The organism is Euryhalocaulis caribicus, assembly GCF_000412185.1.
In the GTDB taxonomy this organism is placed as follows: domain Bacteria; phylum Pseudomonadota; class Alphaproteobacteria; order Caulobacterales; family Maricaulaceae; genus Euryhalocaulis; species Euryhalocaulis caribicus.
Genome location: NZ_ASJA01000001.1, coordinates 204,797 through 223,071, shown reverse-complemented (window position 1 = coordinate 223,071; position 18,275 = coordinate 204,797). Strand labels below are relative to the sequence as shown.

Here is an 18,275-nt window from a genome sequence, read left to right as displayed (position 1 = left end):
GCAACGAACCGACACGCCCAGATTAAAAGGGACAGCATGACCGACACGCGCAAAGAATCCGATTCCTTCGGCGAGCTGGAAATTCCGGCCGACAAATACTGGGGCGCGCAGTCTGCGCGTTCGCTGATCAATTTCCCGATTGGCGATGAAACCATGCCGGTCCCGGTTGTTCATGCGCTGGGCGTCATCAAGCGCTGCGCCGCGCTGGCCAACAAACAGCTGGGCGCTCTGGAGCCGGAAATCGCCGACGCCATAGCGAAGGCCGCCGGCGAAGTCGCCGAAGGCCGCTGGGACGACCACTTCCCGCTATCGGTCTGGCAGACCGGCTCCGGCACGCAGTCTAACATGAATGCGAACGAGGTCATCTCGAACCGCGCGATCGAGATCATGGGCGGCAAGATCGGCACGAAGAACCCCGTCCACCCGAACGATCACGTCAATCGCGGCCAATCCTCCAACGACACGTTCCCGACCGCCATGCATATCGCCGCGGCGCAGGAAATCGCCGGCCGCCTGATCCCGGCGCTGGAGCGCCTGCACGGCTCCATCGACGTGAAGGCCAAACAGTTCAAGGACATCGTGAAGATCGGCCGCACCCACCTTCAGGACGCCACGCCCCTGACGCTGGGCCAGGAATTTTCCGGCTATGTCCGCCAGATCGAGCTGGGCATCGCCCGCCTCCAGGACGGACTGGAAAATCTCTATCCGCTGGCGCAGGGCGGCACGGCGGTAGGCACCGGCATCAATACGAAAGAAGGCTTCGCCGAAGCTTTCGCGCAGGAAGTCGCCGATATGACCGGCCTTCCCTTCGTAACCGCCGAAAACAAGTTCGAGGCGCTGGCTGCGCATGACGCCTATGTCTTCGCTCACGGCGCGCTGAACACGGTCGCCGCGTCCCTGTTCAAGATCGCCAACGATATCCGCCTGCTCGGCTCCGGTCCGCGCTCCGGCATATCGGAGATCAGCCTGCCGGAAAACGAGCCTGGCTCATCAATCATGCCCGGCAAGGTGAACCCGACCCAATGCGAGGCCATGACCATGGTTTGCACCCAGGTCATGGGCAATAACGCCGCCATGGGCATGGCCGGCAGCCAGGGCCATTTCGAGCTGAACGTCTTCAAGCCGGTCATGGCCTACAACATGATGCAGTCCATCCGCCTGCTGGCCGACGCCGCCGACAGCTTCGCAGAGCGCTGCGTCGAGGGCATCACCGCCAACGAGGACCGGATCGAGGAACTGGTGAACCGCTCTCTCATGCTGGTCACCGCGCTGAACCCCAAGATCGGCTATGACAAGGCCACCGAGGTCGCCAAGAAAGCGCACAAGGAGGGCACGACCCTCAAGGAATCCGCCCTCGCCCTCGGCTACGTCACCGAGGCCGAGTTCGACGAAATCGTCGACCCGGCGAAGATGGTGAAACCGGGCTGACGCCATGAAAATCGCCGTCATCGGGCCGGGAAAAGTCGGGGCGACGCTGGGACGGCGCTTCGTGGAGGCCGGACACGAGGTAACGTTCGGCGCTCCGCGGCCGGAGCTGGAGAAATACGACCCGCTGCGCGATCTCGGTTGCGCCGTATATTCGGCCGAAGAAGCGGTCGAGGAGGTTGAAATCGTCCTGCTCGCCGTGCCCTGGGCTGTCGCAGCGGACGTTGTCGGCAAGCTGGGTGGACTGCCCGGGCGTCTGATCATCGACGCCACCAACCCTATCGGCGAGGACTTTCTGGACGTCGATCACGCCAGCCAGCATTCGGGCGGCGAGACTATCGCCGAACTGATCCCCAAGGCGCAGGTCATCAAGGCGTTCAACACGGTGGGCGTCGAGGCCATGGCCAATCCGGTCTATGGCGATCAGCGCGCCGCGCTGGCCGTCGCCGGCGGCGATCAGGCGGCCAAGGAGACCATCTTCAAGCTGGCCCGGGACATTGGATTCGATCCGTATGACGCCGGCCCTCTGGCCGCCGCCCGCACGACAGAGCGCCTTGCCTGGCACTGGATCGAGATTTCCACGATCTATGGCGACCGGAGCGATTTCACGTTCGCTCTTCTTCGGCGCTGACCACGGTGGAGAAGCGCTCCCTCTCCATCGCCGGTCACCGCACCTCCATTGCGCTTGAGCCGGAATTCTGGGCGGCGCTGGATAGCGCCGCAGCTGCGGACGGCCGCTCCATGGCGGGCCTGATCACCGAAATCGACAAGGGCCGTGATCCCGAACAGGGCCTCGCCAGCGCCGTGCGCGTCTGGCTGCTCGAACGGGCCTGCCGCTAGTCTTCCATCAGCGCGGCGTGAACGGGCGCGACCCAGTCTCCGGCATCACTGTCATAAATGTCGAAACCGGCGGTGAAATCGAAATAGCACCAGCCCATGCCGCCGGCCTCCGCCGCCTCGCGCACGGTTTTCGTCCATACCGCCCGGTCCGCTGTTTCGCCGTGCCGGATCGGCCCGAACTCGCCCAGAAAAACCGGCGTCCGGTTCCGCTCCGCCCAGTCCTGCGCCTTGGCGATATCGTGTTGAACCGCCTCGATTTCGTGACTGGCGCCAAAACCCGTCCCCACAGGCGGCGCATTCTTGAACCAGCTCGCCCCCTGGTGGGTGAAATCGAAAGGTTCGTAATAATGGAAAGTTGCGACCAGGTACGGGTCATCCGGCAGGCGCAGCCGCATCAGCCCCTCGACGCTCGACCAGTCGTCCCCGCCCAGAATGATTGTCCGGGCCGGATTGGTCTCGCGGATCGCATCGACCAGTTCCTCCGCCAACGCGAACCACTTCTCGCCTGACAGTTTCCGGATCGGCTCGTTCACCGGCTCGAAGATCAGGCTGTCCGGGTAATCCCGGTATCGCTCGCCGATCTGCCGCCAGATGGCGAGGACGCGCGGGGCATGAAAATCCGGACGGTCTTTCATGTCCGTATAGGAATGCATGTCGATGATGACATTCAGATCGGCCTCGAACGCCTGAGCGATCACCTCGTCGATCCGTGCAAACCGCTCCGGATCCACTGTGTAGGGCGCGGCCTCCAGCGCATGACTGTGCCAGTCGATCAGGACGCGCACCGTGTCGAACCCGCCGTCGGCGATGGTTTGCAGGTCCCCCTGCGTGATCGCATAGCCCCAGTCGCCCTCCACCGGCGCGTTCAGGGCGTTCGCCAGATTGACGCAGCGCTGCACCGGGAATTCCGCGCGGGACGCCGTGGGCGCGACAGGCGCTTCGCTGACATCCGGGGCGAATTCCGCGCCGCAGGCCGCCACGGCAAGAGCCGCCATTCCAGTCATCCAGCGCATGCGAGACCTCCCTGCCCTTCCACCGCCGCCGCGCTTGTGATTAAGACGGACTCGCGACGCCATCCTGACATGCTAGACCTATGCCATGATTTCGAAGATTCTTATTGCCAACCGGGGCGAAATCGCCTGCCGCGTTATCAAGACCTGCAAGCGCCTCGGCGTAAAAACGGTCGTCGTCTACTCCGAAGCCGATGCGGCGAGCCTCGCCGTTGAGCAGGCTGACGAGGCCGTATTCATCGGGCCGCCGCCCGCCGCCGAATCCTATCTGGACGCCGACAAGGTCATCGCGGCCGCGAAAGAGACCGGCGCGGACGCCATCCATCCGGGCTTCGGCTTCCTGTCGGAAAATGCCGGATTTGCGGAGCGCGTGGAAAAAGAGGGCCTGATCTGGATCGGCCCCAACGCGCACGCCATCCGCGCCATGGGCGACAAGATCGAATCCAAGCGGCTGGCCGGCGAAGCGGGCGTCAGCACGATCCCCGGCGCGCCCGGAGAGATCGAGAACGCCGAAGACGCGAAGACCGCCGCTGACAAGATCGGCTACCCGGTCATGGTCAAGGCGTCCGCCGGCGGCGGCGGCAAGGGCATGCGCATCGTGCATGATCCCAAGGACCTCGCCGACAGCTTCAAGTCCGCCCGCAACGAAGCGAAATCCTCCTTCGGCGACGACCGCATCCTGATCGAGAAATTCATCGAACAGCCGCGCCATATCGAAATTCAGGTTCTCGGCGACAAGCACGGCCATGTGATCCATCTGGGCGAGCGCGAATGTTCCATCCAGCGCCGCAATCAGAAAGTCATCGAGGAGGCCCCCTCCCCGTTCATCGACGAGGAAACGCGCGCGAAAATGGGCGCGCAGGCCGTCGCGCTCGCCGAGGCCGTGGGCTATGACAGCGCCGGCACGGTGGAATTCGTCGCCGGTCCGGACAAATCCTTCTATTTCCTGGAAATGAACACCCGTCTGCAGGTGGAGCATCCGGTGACCGAGCTGATCACCGGCCTGGATCTGGTCGAGCAGATGATCCGCGTGGCCGATGGCAAGGAGCTGCCCATCAAGCAGGACGAGCTGAAGCTGGACGGCTGGGCCATGGAAGCCCGCGTCTATGCCGAGGATCCCTATCGCAGCTTCCTGCCCAGCATCGGCCGCCTGGCGCGCTGCCAGCCGCCGGAAGAAGGCGACGGCGTGCGTCTCGATACCGGCGTGCGTGAGGGAGACGAGATTTCGCTGTTCTACGATCCGATGGTCGCCAAGCTGATCGGCTATGGCCCGACCCGCATCGACTCCATCGATACGCTGGCCGCCGCGCTGGACCGCTACCTGATCGAGGGCGTGCAGACGAATATTCCCTTCGTCGCCGCCGTGCTGTCTCAGGACCGTTTCCGCGAGGGGCGCCTGACCACAAAATATATCGAGGAAGAATTTCCCGACGGGTTTCAGGGGCTCTCGCCCGATCCCGCTCAGGTTCGCCTGCTTTCAGCCGTCGCCGCCTACGCTCACGCCATCTTCACCCGCCGCGCGGCGCAGGCCACCGGCCGGATCAATGGCAAACATGTCGCGAAGCGCAAGGACTGGGTCGTGCTGTTCGGCGAGCACCAGATTCCGGTTCGTATCGACCTGACAGATGCCGGCGCCGATCTGACGATCGAGGACCGGTCCGCCACGCTGGAAACCGGCTGGATCCCCGGTCATGTCCTGTTCGAGGGCAGGCTGGACGGCGAAGCCTTCAGCGTGGAGATGCACGACCGCGCGGAAGGATATGTCCTGCGCCTTGGCGGCGTGAAAGGCCGCGCGCTGGTCTGTTCGCCGCGCATGGCCGAGCTGCACGCCATCCTGCCAGAACCCGACGCCGGCGACCTCGCCAAGACCGTCCTTTGCCCGATGCCGGGCCTGGTGGTCTCTCTGGAGGTCGAGGAAGGTCAGGAAGTGAAGGCGGGCGAGCCCATCGCCATCGTCGAGGCGATGAAAATGGAAAATGTTATTCGCGCTGAAGCCGATGGCGTGATCAAGTCAATACCGGTGAAAGCGGGCGACACCGTGGCGGCGGACGACGCGCTGGCCGAAATGGAGTAGGCTCGGGTCAACCGCCGCAATTTTACGGCGAAGAATGTGGGGGCATTTATGAAGCGTTTTCTCTTTCCGGCCGCGGCCTTGATCCTCTCCGCCTGCGCCACCGCGCCTGACAGCGGCGATGAGGTCAGCGCCTGTCTGGCGGAAACCTTCCCGGTCTATTTTGCCCGTGACGAGAAAGGGCTCAGCGCCCCGGCGCAGGAACTTCTGGACGTGGCGGCGGAACGCCTTTCCGGTTGCGCGGGCGGATCGCTGGAAGTCGTGGGTTATACGGACGCGGTCGGGAACGAGACGCTGAATCAGCGGATCGCAGGCGAACGCGCGCAGGCGGTGCTGGACGGGCTGACCGCGCGCGGCGTGCAGCCGCAACAGATCAAGCTCACCCCCGTTGGCGAAGCCGGCGCCAAGACCGCGGACGGCGAAACCGTGCCGATGCGCCGCCGGGTCGAGGTCCGGTTCATTCCTTAAGCATGACGGTCGCCGCGGCGCTTTTCGATCCCGGCGCCTCCGCCGGGCCGCGTGATCTTTATCGCGGCGCCGCCGCGCTGGCGGTCGCGGCTGTCCTGCTGCATCTGGCTCAGGCCTTCACGCCACTGGCCCTGGCCGGGCTATGGTTGCTGTTCTGGATCGGGCTGATTTATCCGGCCGTCTGCCTGTTCGCCAATCGCGCGCGGGCGGTCGGGCGCTCCGTCTGGCTGGGCGTGGCGACGGCCTTCGCCCTGTTCACCGTCCACCTGCTTTTATCGGCATTCTTCGTGCCGGCCTTCCTGACCGGCGCCAATCCCGAACTCTTCGATCCCGGCCGCCTGGCGCGCGCGGCGCTGATCCCCAACATCCTGATTTCCGCCGCCCTCTTTGCCGCCGCGGCCTACTGGACCCGTTTCTGGGCGCGCGCCTGAGCGTCCACAGAAAATTCCTTCGTTTTCGCGATCATGATTGACACAGAGAAAGGCGCGGGCACACGCTTGTCACCTGATCGCGGCCGGCTCTGGACTGGAAGAAGCTCGCGCGAAACCAAACAGGAGGGACAAACATGAATCTCGGAAGCGTTCTCTTTAATCCGCAGGGACGGCTCGGCCCGGCGGCTTTCCAGAAAGCCGCTCTGATCCTGATCGTCATCGGTCTCGTTCTAAACCTTCTTCCCGTGATCAGTTTTGCGCTTACGGCGCTGAGCGCCCTTGGCATTCTTCTTATCTATCCCTGGGTCTGTATCTGGGTGAAACGCCTTCATGACGCCAACAAGACCGGTTGGCTCTTCCTGGCCGTTCTGGTCGCCTGGCTGGTCGTCGGCTGGATCGCGGGCATGATCGTCGTGGGCGTTTTCGGCGGCGCGGCCGTCACGTCTGGCGGTGATTTCTCATCCATGATGCAATCGATGACAGCGGCCAGCCGCGCCACTGCGCTGCCCAGCGCGATTATCAGCGCTCTGATCGCTTTCGCTTTTGTTTATGTGGCGAATATGCTCCTGAAAAGCGACCCCAACCCCAATCAATATGGTCCGCCGCCGGGACCGGACGGCGAATCCCGTCCGCCGGCCGACACCCCGCCGCCTGCGGCATAAGGGTTCGTCTTTCAACGAAAAGCCCCGGCGCGCCCGCACGCGCCGGGGCTTTTTTATTCCGCTAGAGGATTGGCGGCTCCGCCGTCTCCGTGGATCGTCCGAAAACGTCTTCAAAAGCGGCGCGCAACGCCGCGTCCGCTTCGGGCAGCGTGACCGGGCGGCCCATATCCACAAGGCTGGTCACGCCCAGATTGGGGTCGCTGATGCCACAGGGCGTGATGCCAGTGAAATGTGTCAGGTCCGGCTCCACGTTCAGCGCGATGCCGTGAAAACTGACCCATTTGCGGATGCGCACGCCAATCGCCGCAATCTTGTCTTCGCGCGGCGCCCCCGGCCTTGACCGGTCCACCCAGACGCCCACGCGGCCGTCACGAATTTCTCCGTCGATCCCGAACGCATCCAGCGCGCCGATAATCCAGCGCTCAAGGTCCTGCACATAGGCGCGCACGTCGCGTCCCCGCGCCTTCAGATCCAGCATCGCATAGGCCACGCGCTGACCGGGGCCGTGATAGGTGAATTCACCGCCCCGCCCTGTCCGGTAAACGGGAAAACGGTCCGCATCGCGTAAATCCGCGTCCTTTGCGCTGGTCCCCGCTGTATAGAGCGGCGGGTGTTCCAGCAGCCAGATCAATTCACCCGCTTCCCCGGCTGCAATGGACGCCGCACGCGCCTCCATCGCCGAAACGGCGGCTTCATAGCCAATCAGGTTGTTGGAAACGGCCCACTGGACCGGTGCTTTGTGTGTCATGGCGTTAAGGGCCGCGTAACTGGAATTGCGCGAAGATGGGGTCCGAAGCATCACAAGCCAAGCGGCGTCTGTCAGCGAAATGAACCAGCTCAACGCGGTTGAAGTCGAAATTTCAGTGGTTCTTGGCCGGTCCAAGATGCCGATCTCGCAATTCCTGCGGATGGGCCGGGGCGCCGTTATACCGCTTGATGCGACGGAAAACGACGAAGTCTGGATCCTGGCGAACAACTACCCCATCGCCCGCGGCGAAATCCTGATTCAGGGCGAAAAAGTGGCGATCACCGTGACCAGCGTCGCGGATGTTCACGAATTCAATGCCGCGTCCTGACCTCATACTCGCCGCACTGCTGCTTCTCGTCACGCCGGCTTCCGCGCAACAGTTCTTCCAGAGAGACATGATCCGGCAGGGACCGGTCCTGCAGGAGATCAGCACGCCATCGGCGCTGGCCTGCCGCGCCGCCTGTGATCTCGACGGGCAATGCGAAGCCTGGTCATGGGTCCGTCCGGGCGTGGAATCTGCCTCTCCGGTCTGCCGCCTGCAAAGCGATGCGGGCGAAACGCGCACCGACACGTGCTGCATCTCCGGCCTTTCGCGCGCCGGCGGCGAGCCTGTGCGCATGGCCGCATCAACGCCGGCGCCGCAGCAGCGCATGAGTTCCGCCCCGACGCGGGTCCTGGAAGGCGCTCCTGCACAAGCGCGCACCAAGCCCCGCCCCGTTCCACTGCAGCCCGAACCTGTGGCGGCGCCCTATCAGGCCGCGCCCCAACCCTATGTTTCCTCCGCAATGCGGCGCGCTCAGTCCCCCTCGAACGCTGAAGCGGTCAGCCTGAACTTCGACCCGACAGCGCGCGATGGGGAGACTGAAGAAGCCGGTGAAGAAAACCGGCAGGCAAGCGGTGAGTCTGAAGCCGCGGACGCCGACGCCGGCCCCGCCGCGGATGAAACAGAAGCGCCGAAAGCCATCGAAACCGCGCCGGTGCAGCCCGCCATAAGAAAAGCGGAGCGCTCAAGCGCCCCGCTCTATTCGGTTCAACGGGAATATATGGCCCCTCAGGCGACCGCGCAGGCCGCCACGCCTCAGGAAGAGGCGTCTGATGAGCGAGACTGAACTTCGTTCGATTTCATGTGGCCGAGCTTGTCCAGCAGGTCGCCAAACTCTTCCTGCGTAGACTTGGAGTCCGACGCCAAGCGCTCATCCAGGCCTTTACCTAGGCCTTTCAAGAAATGATATGCGCTATGCTCGCCCATGACTCCTTACCTGTTACCAACTATTAATGTTTCCGGCGTTCCCACGCCTTTTGTTCAGCTGCATCTTCTAACGCGCCGCAGCAAATAGAGTTTCAGGGAAAAGTGCAAACAATTCATTGTGATTCAGTCAACTTTGACGTGAACGGCGCGCCCGTTCCGGTCTTGCGGCGGCCATATTTTCCGGCCAAGGGCTTGCGGCCATGAATTCATATCGCGCAGACCTCGAAATCCGCCGCGAACAACAGACGCGCACGCGCCGCCTGATCATTGCCGGCTCCATCGCCGCCGTGGTGCTGATCGCGGCGGTCGCGGCCGGCCTCGTCTGGCGCGGTCTGTTCCACGACATGCCCGCCCTGCCGCCTACGGCCGAGCTGTGGGTGGTGGACCGCGAGCCTTCGATTGAGGTGCGGGCCAGCGATGGTTCGCTGATCGCCACGCGCGGCCCGCTCTATGGGCGCTCCGTTTCCGCCGATGATCTGCCCGATCATCTGGTGATGGCCTTCCTGGCGGCGGAGGATCACCGTTTCTATTCCCATTCCGGCGTCGACCTTCAGGCGCTGGCGCGCGCCGCCTGGGTGAATTCCCGCGCCGGGGAGACGCGGCAGGGCGGCTCCACCCTGACCCAGCAGCTGGTCAAGAATCTGGTCCTGACGCCGGATCAGACGCTGCGCCGCAAGGCGCAGGAGATCCGCCTGTCCATGGCGCTGGAGCGGCGGCTGACCAAGCGGGAAATCCTCAATCTCTATCTCAACCGCGTCTATCTGGGCGAACGCGCCTACGGGGTTGAAGCTGCCGCGCAACGCTATTTCGGCAAGTCGGCGCGGGACGTGAACCTTGCCGAATCTGCTCTTCTCGCCGCCCTGCCCAAGGCGCCCTCCCGCCTGTCGCTGGTGGAGAATTTCGACGCCGCTGAAAGCCGCGCCCGCGAGGTGCTGGACCGCATGACGGAATACGGCTTCATCACCGCCGAAAAGGCGGCCGGGGCGGCCAGCGCGGCGCCGGACATCGCCGCGGAAACGGCGCAGGCGTCCGCTCTGGACTGGGGCTACACGCTGGACCTTGTCGAGAAACACGCCCGCCAGCTTGCGCCGGAAAACGCGCCCGATCTGGTGGTCACCGTCACGCTGGATCCGGAAATCCAGCGCAAGGCGGAAACCGCGCTGGACGCCGTGCTGGATGAATCCGGCGCGGCCAGCCGCGCCGGACAGGGCGCGCTGTTCGCCATCGATTATTCCGGCGCAGTGCGCGCCATGGTCGGCGGGCGCGACTATGCCGAAAGCCAGTTCAACCGCGCTGTCCAGGCCCGCCGCCAGCCCGGCTCCGCCTTCAAGCCATTCGTCTATGGCGCGGCGCTGGAGTCCGGCCTCTCCCCCGCCACGGTGCGGGAGGACCAGCCGCTGGAGCTGGAAGGCTGGTCGCCGGAGAATTTCGGGGGCAATTATCGCGGTTGGGTGACGCTGCGGGACGCCTTCAAACGTTCGATCAATACGGTCGCCGTGCAGCTGGGCGAGCAGGTCGGGCCGGAGAATATCGCGCAGCTGGGCCAGCGCTTCGGCATCCAGTCCCCGCTGCGTCCGCATCCCTCCCTGGCTCTGGGCTCTTCCGAGGTGACGCTGGCCGAGCTGACAGCCGCCTATGCCGTCTTTGCGCGGGACGGCGCATATATCGAGCCGTGGTTCATCCAGACCATCGCCAATACGCGCGGCCAGACGCTTTACGAGCACAAATCCGCGCGCGGCCGGGTAGTCTATGATCCCGAAAATGCCGAGGCGATGACCGGCATGATGCAGGAAGTCGTGGTCGGCGGCACCGGCGCGCGCGCCGCGCTGGGCAAGCGTCCCGCGGCGGGCAAGACAGGCACCAGCCAGGCCAGCCGCGATGCGTGGTTCGTCGGTTATACGGCGCAGCTGGCGGCGGGCGTATGGGTCGGCAATGACGATGACAGCCCGATGAAGAACGTCACCGGCGGCGGCCTTCCCGCCGAAATCTGGCGGCGTTTCATGGAAGCGGCGCATGAAGGCCTGCCCGTCGAAAACCTGAACGCGCCGCCCCCGCCCGACAGATCGCCCTACGAAGAGCGCCTTGCCGCCTTCTATTCGGAACTCGCCGGCGCGTTCGAAGCGCAATCGGCGCCGGACGAGGGTTGATTTCGCGCGCGCATCGGCGTTTGTCCTGCAACCGATGACCCAGACTGCGGCGGACAGCTCCGAACAACAGCAAGAGGCTGAAGACCAGCGCGCCCGCGAGGATACGCGGCAGGCGGGCCGCCGCATCCGCGCCCTGCTTCGCCCCGTCGGCGCGGTCTCCGCCGAGTTCTTTGACCGGGTCTGGACGCGCGGCGACGGCGCGGTGTGGTTCTGGGGCCTGATGATCGGCATCGTGGCGGCCTACGCGATCCTCGGTTTCCGGCTGGCCATCGAGTCGATCCAGTTCCTTGGCTATGGCGCGTTCAACGAACATCTGGCCCATGCCGCGCAGGGCCTGCCCTGGCATACGGTTCTGGTCGCGCCGATCATGGCCGGCATCGTCGTGTCCGGCCTTCTTTATCTGGGCCGCGAATTCAACTGGCTGCCGGAAACCCGCGCTGAAAACGTCGCCGATGTGATCGAGGCGCGGGCCGTTCATGGCGGCCATATCGGCGTGCGCACCACCATGCTGTCCGCCGTAATCGCCGCGGTCTCGCTTGGCGGCGGCGCCAGCGCCGGGCGTGAAGGCCCTGCCGTGCATATTGGCGGCGGTCTGGGCGCGCTGGTGGCCGAAGGTCTGGGCCTGCCGCCGCGCGCGGCGCGCACCCTGCTGGCCTGCGGCGTGTCCGCGGCGATCGCCGCCTCGTTCGACGCGCCCATCGCCGGCGTCCTGTTCGCGCTGGAGGTCGTGCTGGGCCATTACGCGCTGCGGGTGATCGCGCCGGTGGCGATTTCCTCACTCGCCGCCTCCGTCGCCACGCGGGCGCATCTGAGCGACCAGGTCACGTTTTCCATCCCGCCCTTGCCGGAAACCATGCTGACCGATTTTCCGCTGGCCGCGCTTTTGGGTTTTCTGGCCGCGCTCGCGGCCATGGCCTTCATGCGGCTGACGCTGGCCGTCCCGGCCTGGCTTTCCGGAACCGCCGACAGGCTGGCATTGCCTTTGTGGGCGCTGCCGCCATTTGGCGGCGTTCTGATCGGCCTGATGGGCATATGGATGCCGGACATCCTTGGCGTCGGGTACGAAGCGACGACGGAGGCCATCGCGGGCGAGTTTTCCATCGGCTTCCTGCTGGCCCTGATTGCCGCCAAGCTGATCGCCACCACGATCACGCTGGGCTTTCGCTTCGGCGGCGGCGTGTTCTCGCCTTCCATTTTCATCGGGGCGATGGTCGGCGCGGCCTTTGGCGGCATTGTCGACCAGACGCCGCTGGCGACGGCGGGCGAGACCTTCTTCGCCGTCATCGGAATGGGCGCGGTGGCGGGCGCGGTTCTGGGCGCGCCGATATCGACAACGCTGATCGTGTTTGAACTGACGCAGTCCTACGAGGCCGGGGCCGCGATGCTGGTCGCGGTCTCCATCGCCACGGTGATCGTGCAGTCAGTGATGGGCGGATCGGTGTTCCAGAAACAGATCGAAAATCACGGCTACAAGCTGGCCGAAGGGCCGCAGCGGATCATTCTCCAGACCGTGCGCGTGCGGGAGGTGATGAATCCCGTCTCCCGCAACGAGGCGGAGAAAAGCTCCGAAGGCGCGCATCTTTACGAGGATGACTCGCTGGGCCGGGCGCTGGCCCTTATGGAAGCAGAGGACATCGATTCCGCCGCCGTGAAGCGCCGCGGCGGGGCGGAGCCTGTGACCGGGCATATCAGCCGCACCGACGCCCTGCTGGCCTATAACAAGGCGCTGGTCGACGCGCATATCGAACGAACGCGCTAGTTCCGCGTTATCCCTCATGTCCAATCCTGGGGGACTGTCATGAAATCATCCGTCATCTCTCTTTCCGCCGCCCTTCTGGGCCTGACTGCGTGCGCTCAGACCACGCCTGGCGGCGCCGAGCTACAGCCGGACCTCGCCTGGGTCGAGGAAGGCTTTGGCTGGGTCGCGGTGACCGATGCGGACGCGCCGCCCAAGCGGCTGGCGTTCGGCATGGAGAATACCGACTGGATTATCATCCTGCTGACCTGCGCGGAGCAGCCGGGCGAATATGACTTCACCTATTTCAACGCTGAAAACGAAACGGACGGGGCGAAAAGCCCGATCCGGCTGTCGGGCGAAGCTGGTCGGGCCGATATTGGCGGCCGCATACAGTGCGAAGACGCCCAGATCGGACCTGATTGCGTGACCGAAGCGACCGCGAAAGGCGAAACCTTTAAAGCACTGATGACTTCCGCTGACCCGGTGCGCGTGAACGCGGCGGGCGAGCTGAAATGGTATCCGGCCCCGGGCCAGCACGGCGAAGCCTTTATCGAGGCCTGCCGCGCCGAAACGCCGATAGCTTGAAGCCGCCTACTCCGCCGCGTGTTTCGCGGCGGGCGCGCCAGAAATGCCGGTCAACACCTCCGGATCGAAAGAATCCACCTCGACAATCTCGCGGACGAAGCTCTCCGCCTCCTCCAGCTGGCGGGTCTCTGCTTCTGTCAGCGCCTCGTCATGACGGCGCTTGCGATAAAGCGGCTCGGCGGCGGTAACCGCCTTGAAGGCGCGCTCCAGCCGCGCGACCTCTGAGGATTCGACCGAACCGATATAGAGACCCTGCATCAGGCGGGTGCGCGTTTCGGTATCAGTCGTCACCAGATCGGAGACGCGCTGCGCCAGCTGGTCGTCCGGCGCGCGGCCATTCTTGCCCGAAGACGGCGCGGTGAAACGCATGAGGGCCGCCAGCGGACGCGAGGGATAGTTGTCGATCACCTCGGTCAGGCGTTGCTCGATCCGCTGATAACCGGCCTGCATGACATAACCGAGAACCGGCCGGTCCTCGCGCGGCTTGCCGTCTTCCTCGAACCGTTTGAGGGCGCAGGAGAGCAGGTAAACCTCGCTGAGAATGTCGCCGAGACGGGCGGAGATGAACTCCTTGCGCTTCAGCGCGCCGCCCAGATGCACCAACGCAATTTCACTGACGAAAGCCAGTACGGAGGAATAGCGGCCGAGCTGCTTGTAATGGTGCTTCAGATCGTCCGCGCCATCCGGATAAGGCGCGCTGGCCCCGCCCGTCCAGGAGCGCGCAAACGCCCGGAAGAAGGTCGCGGCCTGATGGCCTGCATGTTTCCAGATGGTCTGGCTGAACTTCTCCAGACCGGCTTCCTCATCCTCATCGCTGGCGGCCATAATCTCGTCCAGCAGGTAAGGGTGCGCGCGGATCGCGCCCTGACCGAAGATCATCAGGTTGCGGGTCAGGATGTTCGCGCCTTCGACCGTGATAGCCACCGGCACGGCGCGGTAAAGGTCGCCCAGATAGTTCTTCGGGCCATCGATCACCGCCTTGCCGGCGTGAACGTCCATCGCGTCATTGGTCGCCTCGCGCAGGCGATAGGTGGCGTGCGCCTTGACGATGGCGGAGAGAACGGAAGGCGCATGACCCTCGTCCACCGCGCGGGCGGTGACGCGGCGTGCGGCGTCCAGCTGGTAGGCGTGCGCGGCCAGCGCGGCAATCCGCTCCTGAATCCCCTCGAATTCCGCGATGGAAATATTGAATTGATGACGGCAGCGCGCATAGGCGCCGGTGGTCATAAGCGCCAGGCTGGCCCCGGCGGCCGATTGCGACGGCAGCGAGATGCCGCGGCCGACGGACAGCGCCGACATCAGCATCATCCAGCCCTGTCCGGCATATTCCTGGCCGCCGATAATCCAGTCCAGCGGCACGAAGACGTCCTTGCCCTCCAGCGGTCCGTTCTGAAACGCCTGACGAGAGGCGTAATGCCGCTTGCCGTGCGTGACGCCCGGCGTGTCGGAGGGGATCAGGGCAAGCGTGATGCCGATATCTTTCTGGTCACCCAGCAGGCCGTCCGGGTCCTCCAGCTTGAAGGCGACGCCCATGACGGTCGCGATGGGGCCGAGCGTGATATAGCGCTTGTTGAAATTCAGACGGATGCCCAGCGTTTCCTTGCCGTCCACCGTTGCTTTCTCGACAACGCCGACCGATTCCATGGCCCCGGCGTCGGAGCCGGCGGCGGTTTCGGTCAGGCCGAAACAGGGGATTTCCTCGCCCTTCGCCAACCGCGGCAGCCAGTAATTCTTCTGCTCGTCCGTACCGAAATGCATAAGCAGTTCGCCCGGGCCGAGCGAGTTCGGAACCATGACGCTGACCGCGCCCGTGCCGCTGCGCGAGGACAGCTTGCGGATCACCTCCGAATGACAGAGCGCGGAAAAGCCCAGCCCGCCATATTCCTCCGGAATGATCATCCCGAAAAATTTGTTCTGGCGAATGAAATCCCAGACTTCCGGCGGCAGGTCCTTGCGCTCGTACTCGATCTCCCACGGGTCGAGCATATTGCACAGCTCCTCGACGGGGCCGTCGATGAAGGCCTGCTCGGCTTCGGTCAGCGTGTAACCGGGCGCTTCGCGCAGCACGCTCCAGTCCGGATTGCCGGAAAAAATCTCGGCGTCGAACCACAGGCCGCCAGCCTCCAGCGCCGCCTGTTCCGTCTCGGAAATCTCGGGCAGCGCGTTGCGAGCGAACTTGTAGAGGGATTTGGTGATCGGGTTGGGCATGGCGTGTCACCTGTCAGTCAGAGTTAAACTCTTGAACGCCTTTGAAGATGGGCCTGTTCCGGCCCTGCGGCAATGATTTCCGGTTTTCTATGACGAGCGCCGGAGAGTATGGCCTGAATGAGAACCCGGTCTGATAAAGTCCGGTTGGTCCCCCTTCCCCGCCCTTCGAGACGCCGCGCCATGGGCGCGGCTCCTCAGGGGAAGGGTCATAGAAGCGCGAGAAAAAACAGAGCTTCACCTCCCCCACCCTTAGCCTGAGGAGCTGCGGAGCAGCGTCTCGAAGGCGAACTCCACCCTGACGCAACTTCCTCCGCAAACTGCCCCGCTTATCCCTGCACGCTTCACTGTTCACGTTTCGTGCGAGTCGCTACATGATGACGCGTCGTGACGAATTCACTTTCCATTTCACAGCGGGCCAGCGCCGCGCCGCCCTATATGAACGGGCTGAACCCGGAGCAGCGGGAGGCCGTGGAGGCGCTGGACGGGCCGGTGCTGCTGCTGGCGGGCGCGGGCACGGGCAAGACGCGGGCGCTGACCACGCGGCTGGCGCATATCCTCAACACCGGGCGCGCGCGGCCGTGGGAGATTCTGTCGGTCACCTTCACCAACAAGGCGGCGCGGGAGATGCGCGCCCGGGTGGGCGAACTGATCGGCGAGGCGGTCGAGGGACTGCCCTGGCTGGGCACCTTCCATTCCATCGCCGCGCAGATATTGCGCCGGCATGCGGAGCTGGTGGATTTGAAGCCCAGCTTCACCATTCTGGACACCGACGACCAGATCCGCCTGATCAAGCAGATCCTGCAAGCGGAAAATATCGACGAGAAACGCTGGACGCCCCGCTATTTCGCCTCGCTGGTCGATGGCTGGAAGAACCGCGGGCTGACGCCGGACCGCGTGAGCGAGGAAGACGCCTATGCCTTCGCCAACGGGCGCGGCAAGGACCTCTACAAGATCTATCAGGACCGTCTGGGCGTGCTGAACGCCGCCGATTTCGGCGACCTGCTGCTGCACAATCTGACGATCTTCCAGAACAATCCGGATGTCCTGAAAGATTATCACGCCAGGTTCCGCTACCTGCTGGTGGACGAGTATCAGGACACCAACGTCGCCCAGTATCTGTGGCTGCGCTTTCTGGCGCAGGGGTCGAAGAATCTCTGCGTGGTGGGCGATGACGACCAGTCCATCTATGGCTGGCGCGGGGCGGAGGTGGATAACATCCTGCGCTTCGAGAAAGATTTTCCGGGCGCGAAAGTGATCCGGCTGGAGCGCAATTACCGCTCCACCCAGCATATATTGTCCGCCGCGTCGGGTCTGATCGCCTCCAACAAGTCGCGGCTGGGCAAGGAGCTGTGGACCGACGATCAGGGCGGCGAGAAGGTGCAGGTGCGCGGCGTGTGGGACGGCGAGGCCGAGGCCCGCGCCATCGCCGAGGAGATCGAGAACTGGGTCAGCCACAAGCGGCCCTATAGCGACGTGGCGGTTCTGGTCCGCGCTTCCTGGCAGATGCGGGCGTTCGAGGACCGCTTCATCATGACCGGCCTGCCCTATCGCGTGGTGGGCGGCCCGCGCTTCTTCGAACGTGCGGAGATCCGCGACGCGCACGCTTACTTAAGGCTGGTGCGGCAGGACGAGGACGATCTGGCGTTTGAGCGGATCGTCAATACGCCCAAGCGCGGCGTCGGCGCGACGACAGTTCAGAAGCTGCAACGCACGGCGCGGGAAATGCGCGTCCCGCTGGCCGAGGCGACACGCCTTCTCCTCCAGACCGACGAGATCAGGGGCCCGGCGCGGGGCGGGCTTTCGGCCTTGCTGAAGGACGTCGACCGCTGGCGCGTGCTGGTCGAGACGGCCAAGCATGACGAGCTGGCCGAGACGGTGCTGGACGAGTCCGGCTACACGGCGATGTGGCGCGAGGACAAGAGCCCGCAGGCGGCGGGGCGGCTGGACAATCTGAAAGAACTCGTCCGCTCCATGGGCGAGTATGACACGCTGGAAGCCTATCTGGAACACGTCTCCCTACTGACCGACGCGGACCGGCAGGAGGAGGAAGACGAGGTCTCCCTGATGACGCTGCACAGCGCCAAGGGGCTGGAGTTCCCGCTGGTCATGCTGCCGGGCTGGGAAGAAGGCGTGTTCCCGTCCCAGCGCTCGCTGGACGAGGGCGGGATGAGCGCGCTGGAGGAAGAGCGGCGCCTCGCCTATGTCGGCATCACCCGGGCGCGGGAGCGGGCGATGATCTGGTTCGCCGCGAACCGGCAGATCTATGGCCGTTGGCAGGCGGTGATCCCGTCCCGCTTCATCGACGAGTTGCCCCCCGAACATGTCGACGCGGAAAGCCAGACCAATTATTTCGACTCCGGCCCCGGCTTCGGCGGGCTGAAGGAGAATGTGGAGACGTTCGATTCCAGCTATTCCAGCCCGGGCTGGCGCCGCATGCAGGCCGCCAAGGGCCGCGACCGCGCCAAGCCGCCGACCATCGAGGCGGAAGCGACGCTGATGGCGTCCTCCGACCCCGGCGAGGCGCGCTTTCGGCCGGGCACGCGCGTTTTCCACGACAAGTTCGGCTATGGCGACGTGGTGTCGGTGGACGGCGCGAAGCTGGACGTGAATTTCGACCATACGGGCCGCAAGAAAGTCATCGCCAGCTTCGTGGAAGCGGCTTGATTTTTGGCCGCCGGGCGTGAGGCTGGGCG

General features: G+C 64.6%; 16 protein-coding genes. 13 read left to right on the top strand and 3 right to left on the bottom strand.

The genetic code is table 11. From position 1 onward, the window contains the following. The first annotated feature begins 36 nt into the window (after nucleotides 1-36). The 3 genes from fumC to L338_RS01075 are packed head-to-tail and all read left to right on the top strand — an operon-like array spanning nucleotide 37 to nucleotide 2,265. A complete protein-coding gene (gene fumC, locus L338_RS01085; protein WP_022696509.1) occupies nucleotides 37-1,428 on the top strand; it encodes a class II fumarate hydratase in 1,392 nt (463 codons plus the stop codon). A 4-nt stretch (nucleotides 1,429-1,432) separates the two neighbouring features. Beyond that, on the top strand, nucleotides 1,433-2,056 hold the full coding sequence (locus L338_RS01080) for an NADPH-dependent F420 reductase (protein ID WP_022696508.1): 624 nt from the start codon (nucleotides 1,433-1,435) through the stop codon (nucleotides 2,054-2,056). A gap of 5 nt (nucleotides 2,057-2,061) precedes the next feature. Beyond that, nucleotides 2,062-2,265 (top strand): ribbon-helix-helix domain-containing protein, encoded by a 204-nt coding sequence (locus L338_RS01075; RefSeq protein ID WP_022696507.1) that lies wholly within the window; start codon nucleotides 2,062-2,064, stop codon nucleotides 2,263-2,265. On the opposite strand, the gene L338_RS01070 is transcribed toward L338_RS01075, so the two are convergent. Continuing rightward, the gene (locus L338_RS01070; protein ID WP_022696506.1) at nucleotides 2,262-3,278 is read right to left on the bottom strand and encodes a glycoside hydrolase family 5 protein; all 1,017 of its coding nucleotides are present in this window, start codon (nucleotides 3,276-3,278) and stop codon (nucleotides 2,262-2,264) included. The genes L338_RS01075 and L338_RS01070 overlap by 4 nt on opposite strands. Before the next feature lie 85 nt (nucleotides 3,279-3,363). On the opposite strand from L338_RS01070, the gene L338_RS01065 reads away from it, so the two are divergent. The 4 genes from L338_RS01065 to L338_RS01050 all read left to right on the top strand — a co-directional run bounded on the left by L338_RS01065 (nucleotide 3,364) and on the right by L338_RS01050 (nucleotide 6,907). Then, complete coding sequence (locus tag L338_RS01065; RefSeq protein WP_022696505.1) at nucleotides 3,364-5,349, top strand: acetyl-CoA carboxylase biotin carboxylase subunit; 1,986 nt, start codon at nucleotides 3,364-3,366, stop codon at nucleotides 5,347-5,349. Between the two features lie 48 nt (nucleotides 5,350-5,397). Continuing rightward, nucleotides 5,398-5,814, top strand: coding sequence for an OmpA family protein (locus L338_RS16120; RefSeq protein ID WP_022696504.1), 417 nt, complete (start codon nucleotides 5,398-5,400; stop codon nucleotides 5,812-5,814). A 2-nt stretch (nucleotides 5,815-5,816) separates the two neighbouring features. Continuing rightward, on the top strand, nucleotides 5,817-6,245 hold the full coding sequence (locus L338_RS01055) for a hypothetical protein (RefSeq protein WP_022696503.1): 429 nt from the start codon (nucleotides 5,817-5,819) through the stop codon (nucleotides 6,243-6,245). Nucleotides 6,246-6,379: 134 nt separating this feature from the next. Next, the gene (locus L338_RS01050; RefSeq protein ID WP_022696502.1) at nucleotides 6,380-6,907 is read left to right on the top strand and encodes a DUF805 domain-containing protein; all 528 of its coding nucleotides are present in this window, start codon (nucleotides 6,380-6,382) and stop codon (nucleotides 6,905-6,907) included. Nucleotides 6,908-6,968: 61 nt separating this feature from the next. Here the strand turns inward: L338_RS01050 and lipB are convergent, their stop codons facing one another. After that, nucleotides 6,969-7,655, bottom strand: coding sequence for a lipoyl(octanoyl) transferase LipB (gene lipB / locus L338_RS01045; RefSeq protein WP_022696501.1), 687 nt, complete (start codon nucleotides 7,653-7,655; stop codon nucleotides 6,969-6,971). A gap of 79 nt (nucleotides 7,656-7,734) precedes the next feature. Here lipB and L338_RS01040 point away from each other — a divergent pair, with 79 nt between their 5' ends. From L338_RS01040 to L338_RS01020, 5 genes are all read left to right on the top strand, one after another. Next, complete coding sequence (locus L338_RS01040) at nucleotides 7,735-7,983, top strand: FliM/FliN family flagellar motor switch protein (protein WP_022696500.1); 249 nt, start codon at nucleotides 7,735-7,737, stop codon at nucleotides 7,981-7,983. Next, entirely contained in the window at nucleotides 7,970-8,764 is a 795-nt protein-coding gene (locus tag L338_RS01035; protein WP_022696499.1) for a PAN domain-containing protein, read from the top strand. The genes L338_RS01040 and L338_RS01035 overlap by 14 nt, the downstream gene beginning before the upstream one ends. Nucleotides 8,765-9,104: 340 nt before the next feature. After that, nucleotides 9,105-11,051, top strand: coding sequence for a transglycosylase domain-containing protein (locus L338_RS01030; RefSeq protein ID WP_022696498.1), 1,947 nt, complete (start codon nucleotides 9,105-9,107; stop codon nucleotides 11,049-11,051). Between the two features lie 34 nt (nucleotides 11,052-11,085). Further along, nucleotides 11,086-12,810 carry a chloride channel protein gene (locus tag L338_RS01025; protein ID WP_051122664.1) on the top strand — a complete coding sequence of 575 codons (1,725 nt, stop codon included), beginning with the start codon at nucleotides 11,086-11,088 and terminating at the stop codon, nucleotides 12,808-12,810. A 39-nt stretch (nucleotides 12,811-12,849) separates the two neighbouring features. Further along, nucleotides 12,850-13,374: a hypothetical protein gene (locus L338_RS01020; RefSeq protein WP_022696497.1), complete on the top strand. Its 525-nt coding sequence runs from the start codon at nucleotides 12,850-12,852 to the stop codon at nucleotides 13,372-13,374. Between the two features lie 6 nt (nucleotides 13,375-13,380). Here the strand turns inward: L338_RS01020 and L338_RS01015 are convergent, their stop codons facing one another. Next, on the bottom strand, nucleotides 13,381-15,582 hold the full coding sequence (locus L338_RS01015) for an acyl-CoA dehydrogenase (RefSeq protein ID WP_022696496.1): 2,202 nt from the start codon (nucleotides 15,580-15,582) through the stop codon (nucleotides 13,381-13,383). Nucleotides 15,583-16,017: 435 nt separating this feature from the next. Here L338_RS01015 and L338_RS01010 point away from each other — a divergent pair, with 435 nt between their 5' ends. After that, a complete protein-coding gene (locus tag L338_RS01010) occupies nucleotides 16,018-18,246 on the top strand; it encodes an ATP-dependent helicase (protein WP_081639425.1) in 2,229 nt (742 codons plus the stop codon). Nucleotides 18,247-18,275 lie beyond the last annotated feature (29 nt).

Coding starts and splice junctions, on each gene's coding strand:
- fumC (WP_022696509.1), top strand. CDS start 37: ATGACCGACACGCGCAAAGAATCCGATTCCTTCGGCGAGCTGGAAATT.
- L338_RS01050 (WP_022696502.1), top strand. CDS start 6,380: ATGAATCTCGGAAGCGTTCTCTTTAATCCGCAGGGACGGCTCGGCCCG.
- L338_RS01080 (WP_022696508.1), top strand. CDS start 1,433: ATGAAAATCGCCGTCATCGGGCCGGGAAAAGTCGGGGCGACGCTGGGA.
- L338_RS01030 (WP_022696498.1), top strand. CDS start 9,105: ATGAATTCATATCGCGCAGACCTCGAAATCCGCCGCGAACAACAGACG.
- lipB (WP_022696501.1), bottom strand. CDS start 7,655: ATGACACACAAAGCACCGGTCCAGTGGGCCGTTTCCAACAACCTGATT.
- L338_RS01070 (WP_022696506.1), bottom strand. CDS start 3,278: ATGCGCTGGATGACTGGAATGGCGGCTCTTGCCGTGGCGGCCTGCGGC.
- L338_RS01035 (WP_022696499.1), top strand. CDS start 7,970: ATGCCGCGTCCTGACCTCATACTCGCCGCACTGCTGCTTCTCGTCACG.
- L338_RS01055 (WP_022696503.1), top strand. CDS start 5,817: ATGACGGTCGCCGCGGCGCTTTTCGATCCCGGCGCCTCCGCCGGGCCG.
- L338_RS01020 (WP_022696497.1), top strand. CDS start 12,850: ATGAAATCATCCGTCATCTCTCTTTCCGCCGCCCTTCTGGGCCTGACT.
- L338_RS01015 (WP_022696496.1), bottom strand. CDS start 15,582: ATGCCCAACCCGATCACCAAATCCCTCTACAAGTTCGCTCGCAACGCG.
- L338_RS16120 (WP_022696504.1), top strand. CDS start 5,398: ATGAAGCGTTTTCTCTTTCCGGCCGCGGCCTTGATCCTCTCCGCCTGC.
- L338_RS01040 (WP_022696500.1), top strand. CDS start 7,735: ATGAACCAGCTCAACGCGGTTGAAGTCGAAATTTCAGTGGTTCTTGGC.
- L338_RS01010 (WP_081639425.1), top strand. CDS start 16,018: ATGAACGGGCTGAACCCGGAGCAGCGGGAGGCCGTGGAGGCGCTGGAC.
- L338_RS01065 (WP_022696505.1), top strand. CDS start 3,364: ATGATTTCGAAGATTCTTATTGCCAACCGGGGCGAAATCGCCTGCCGC.
- L338_RS01025 (WP_051122664.1), top strand. CDS start 11,086: ATGACCCAGACTGCGGCGGACAGCTCCGAACAACAGCAAGAGGCTGAA.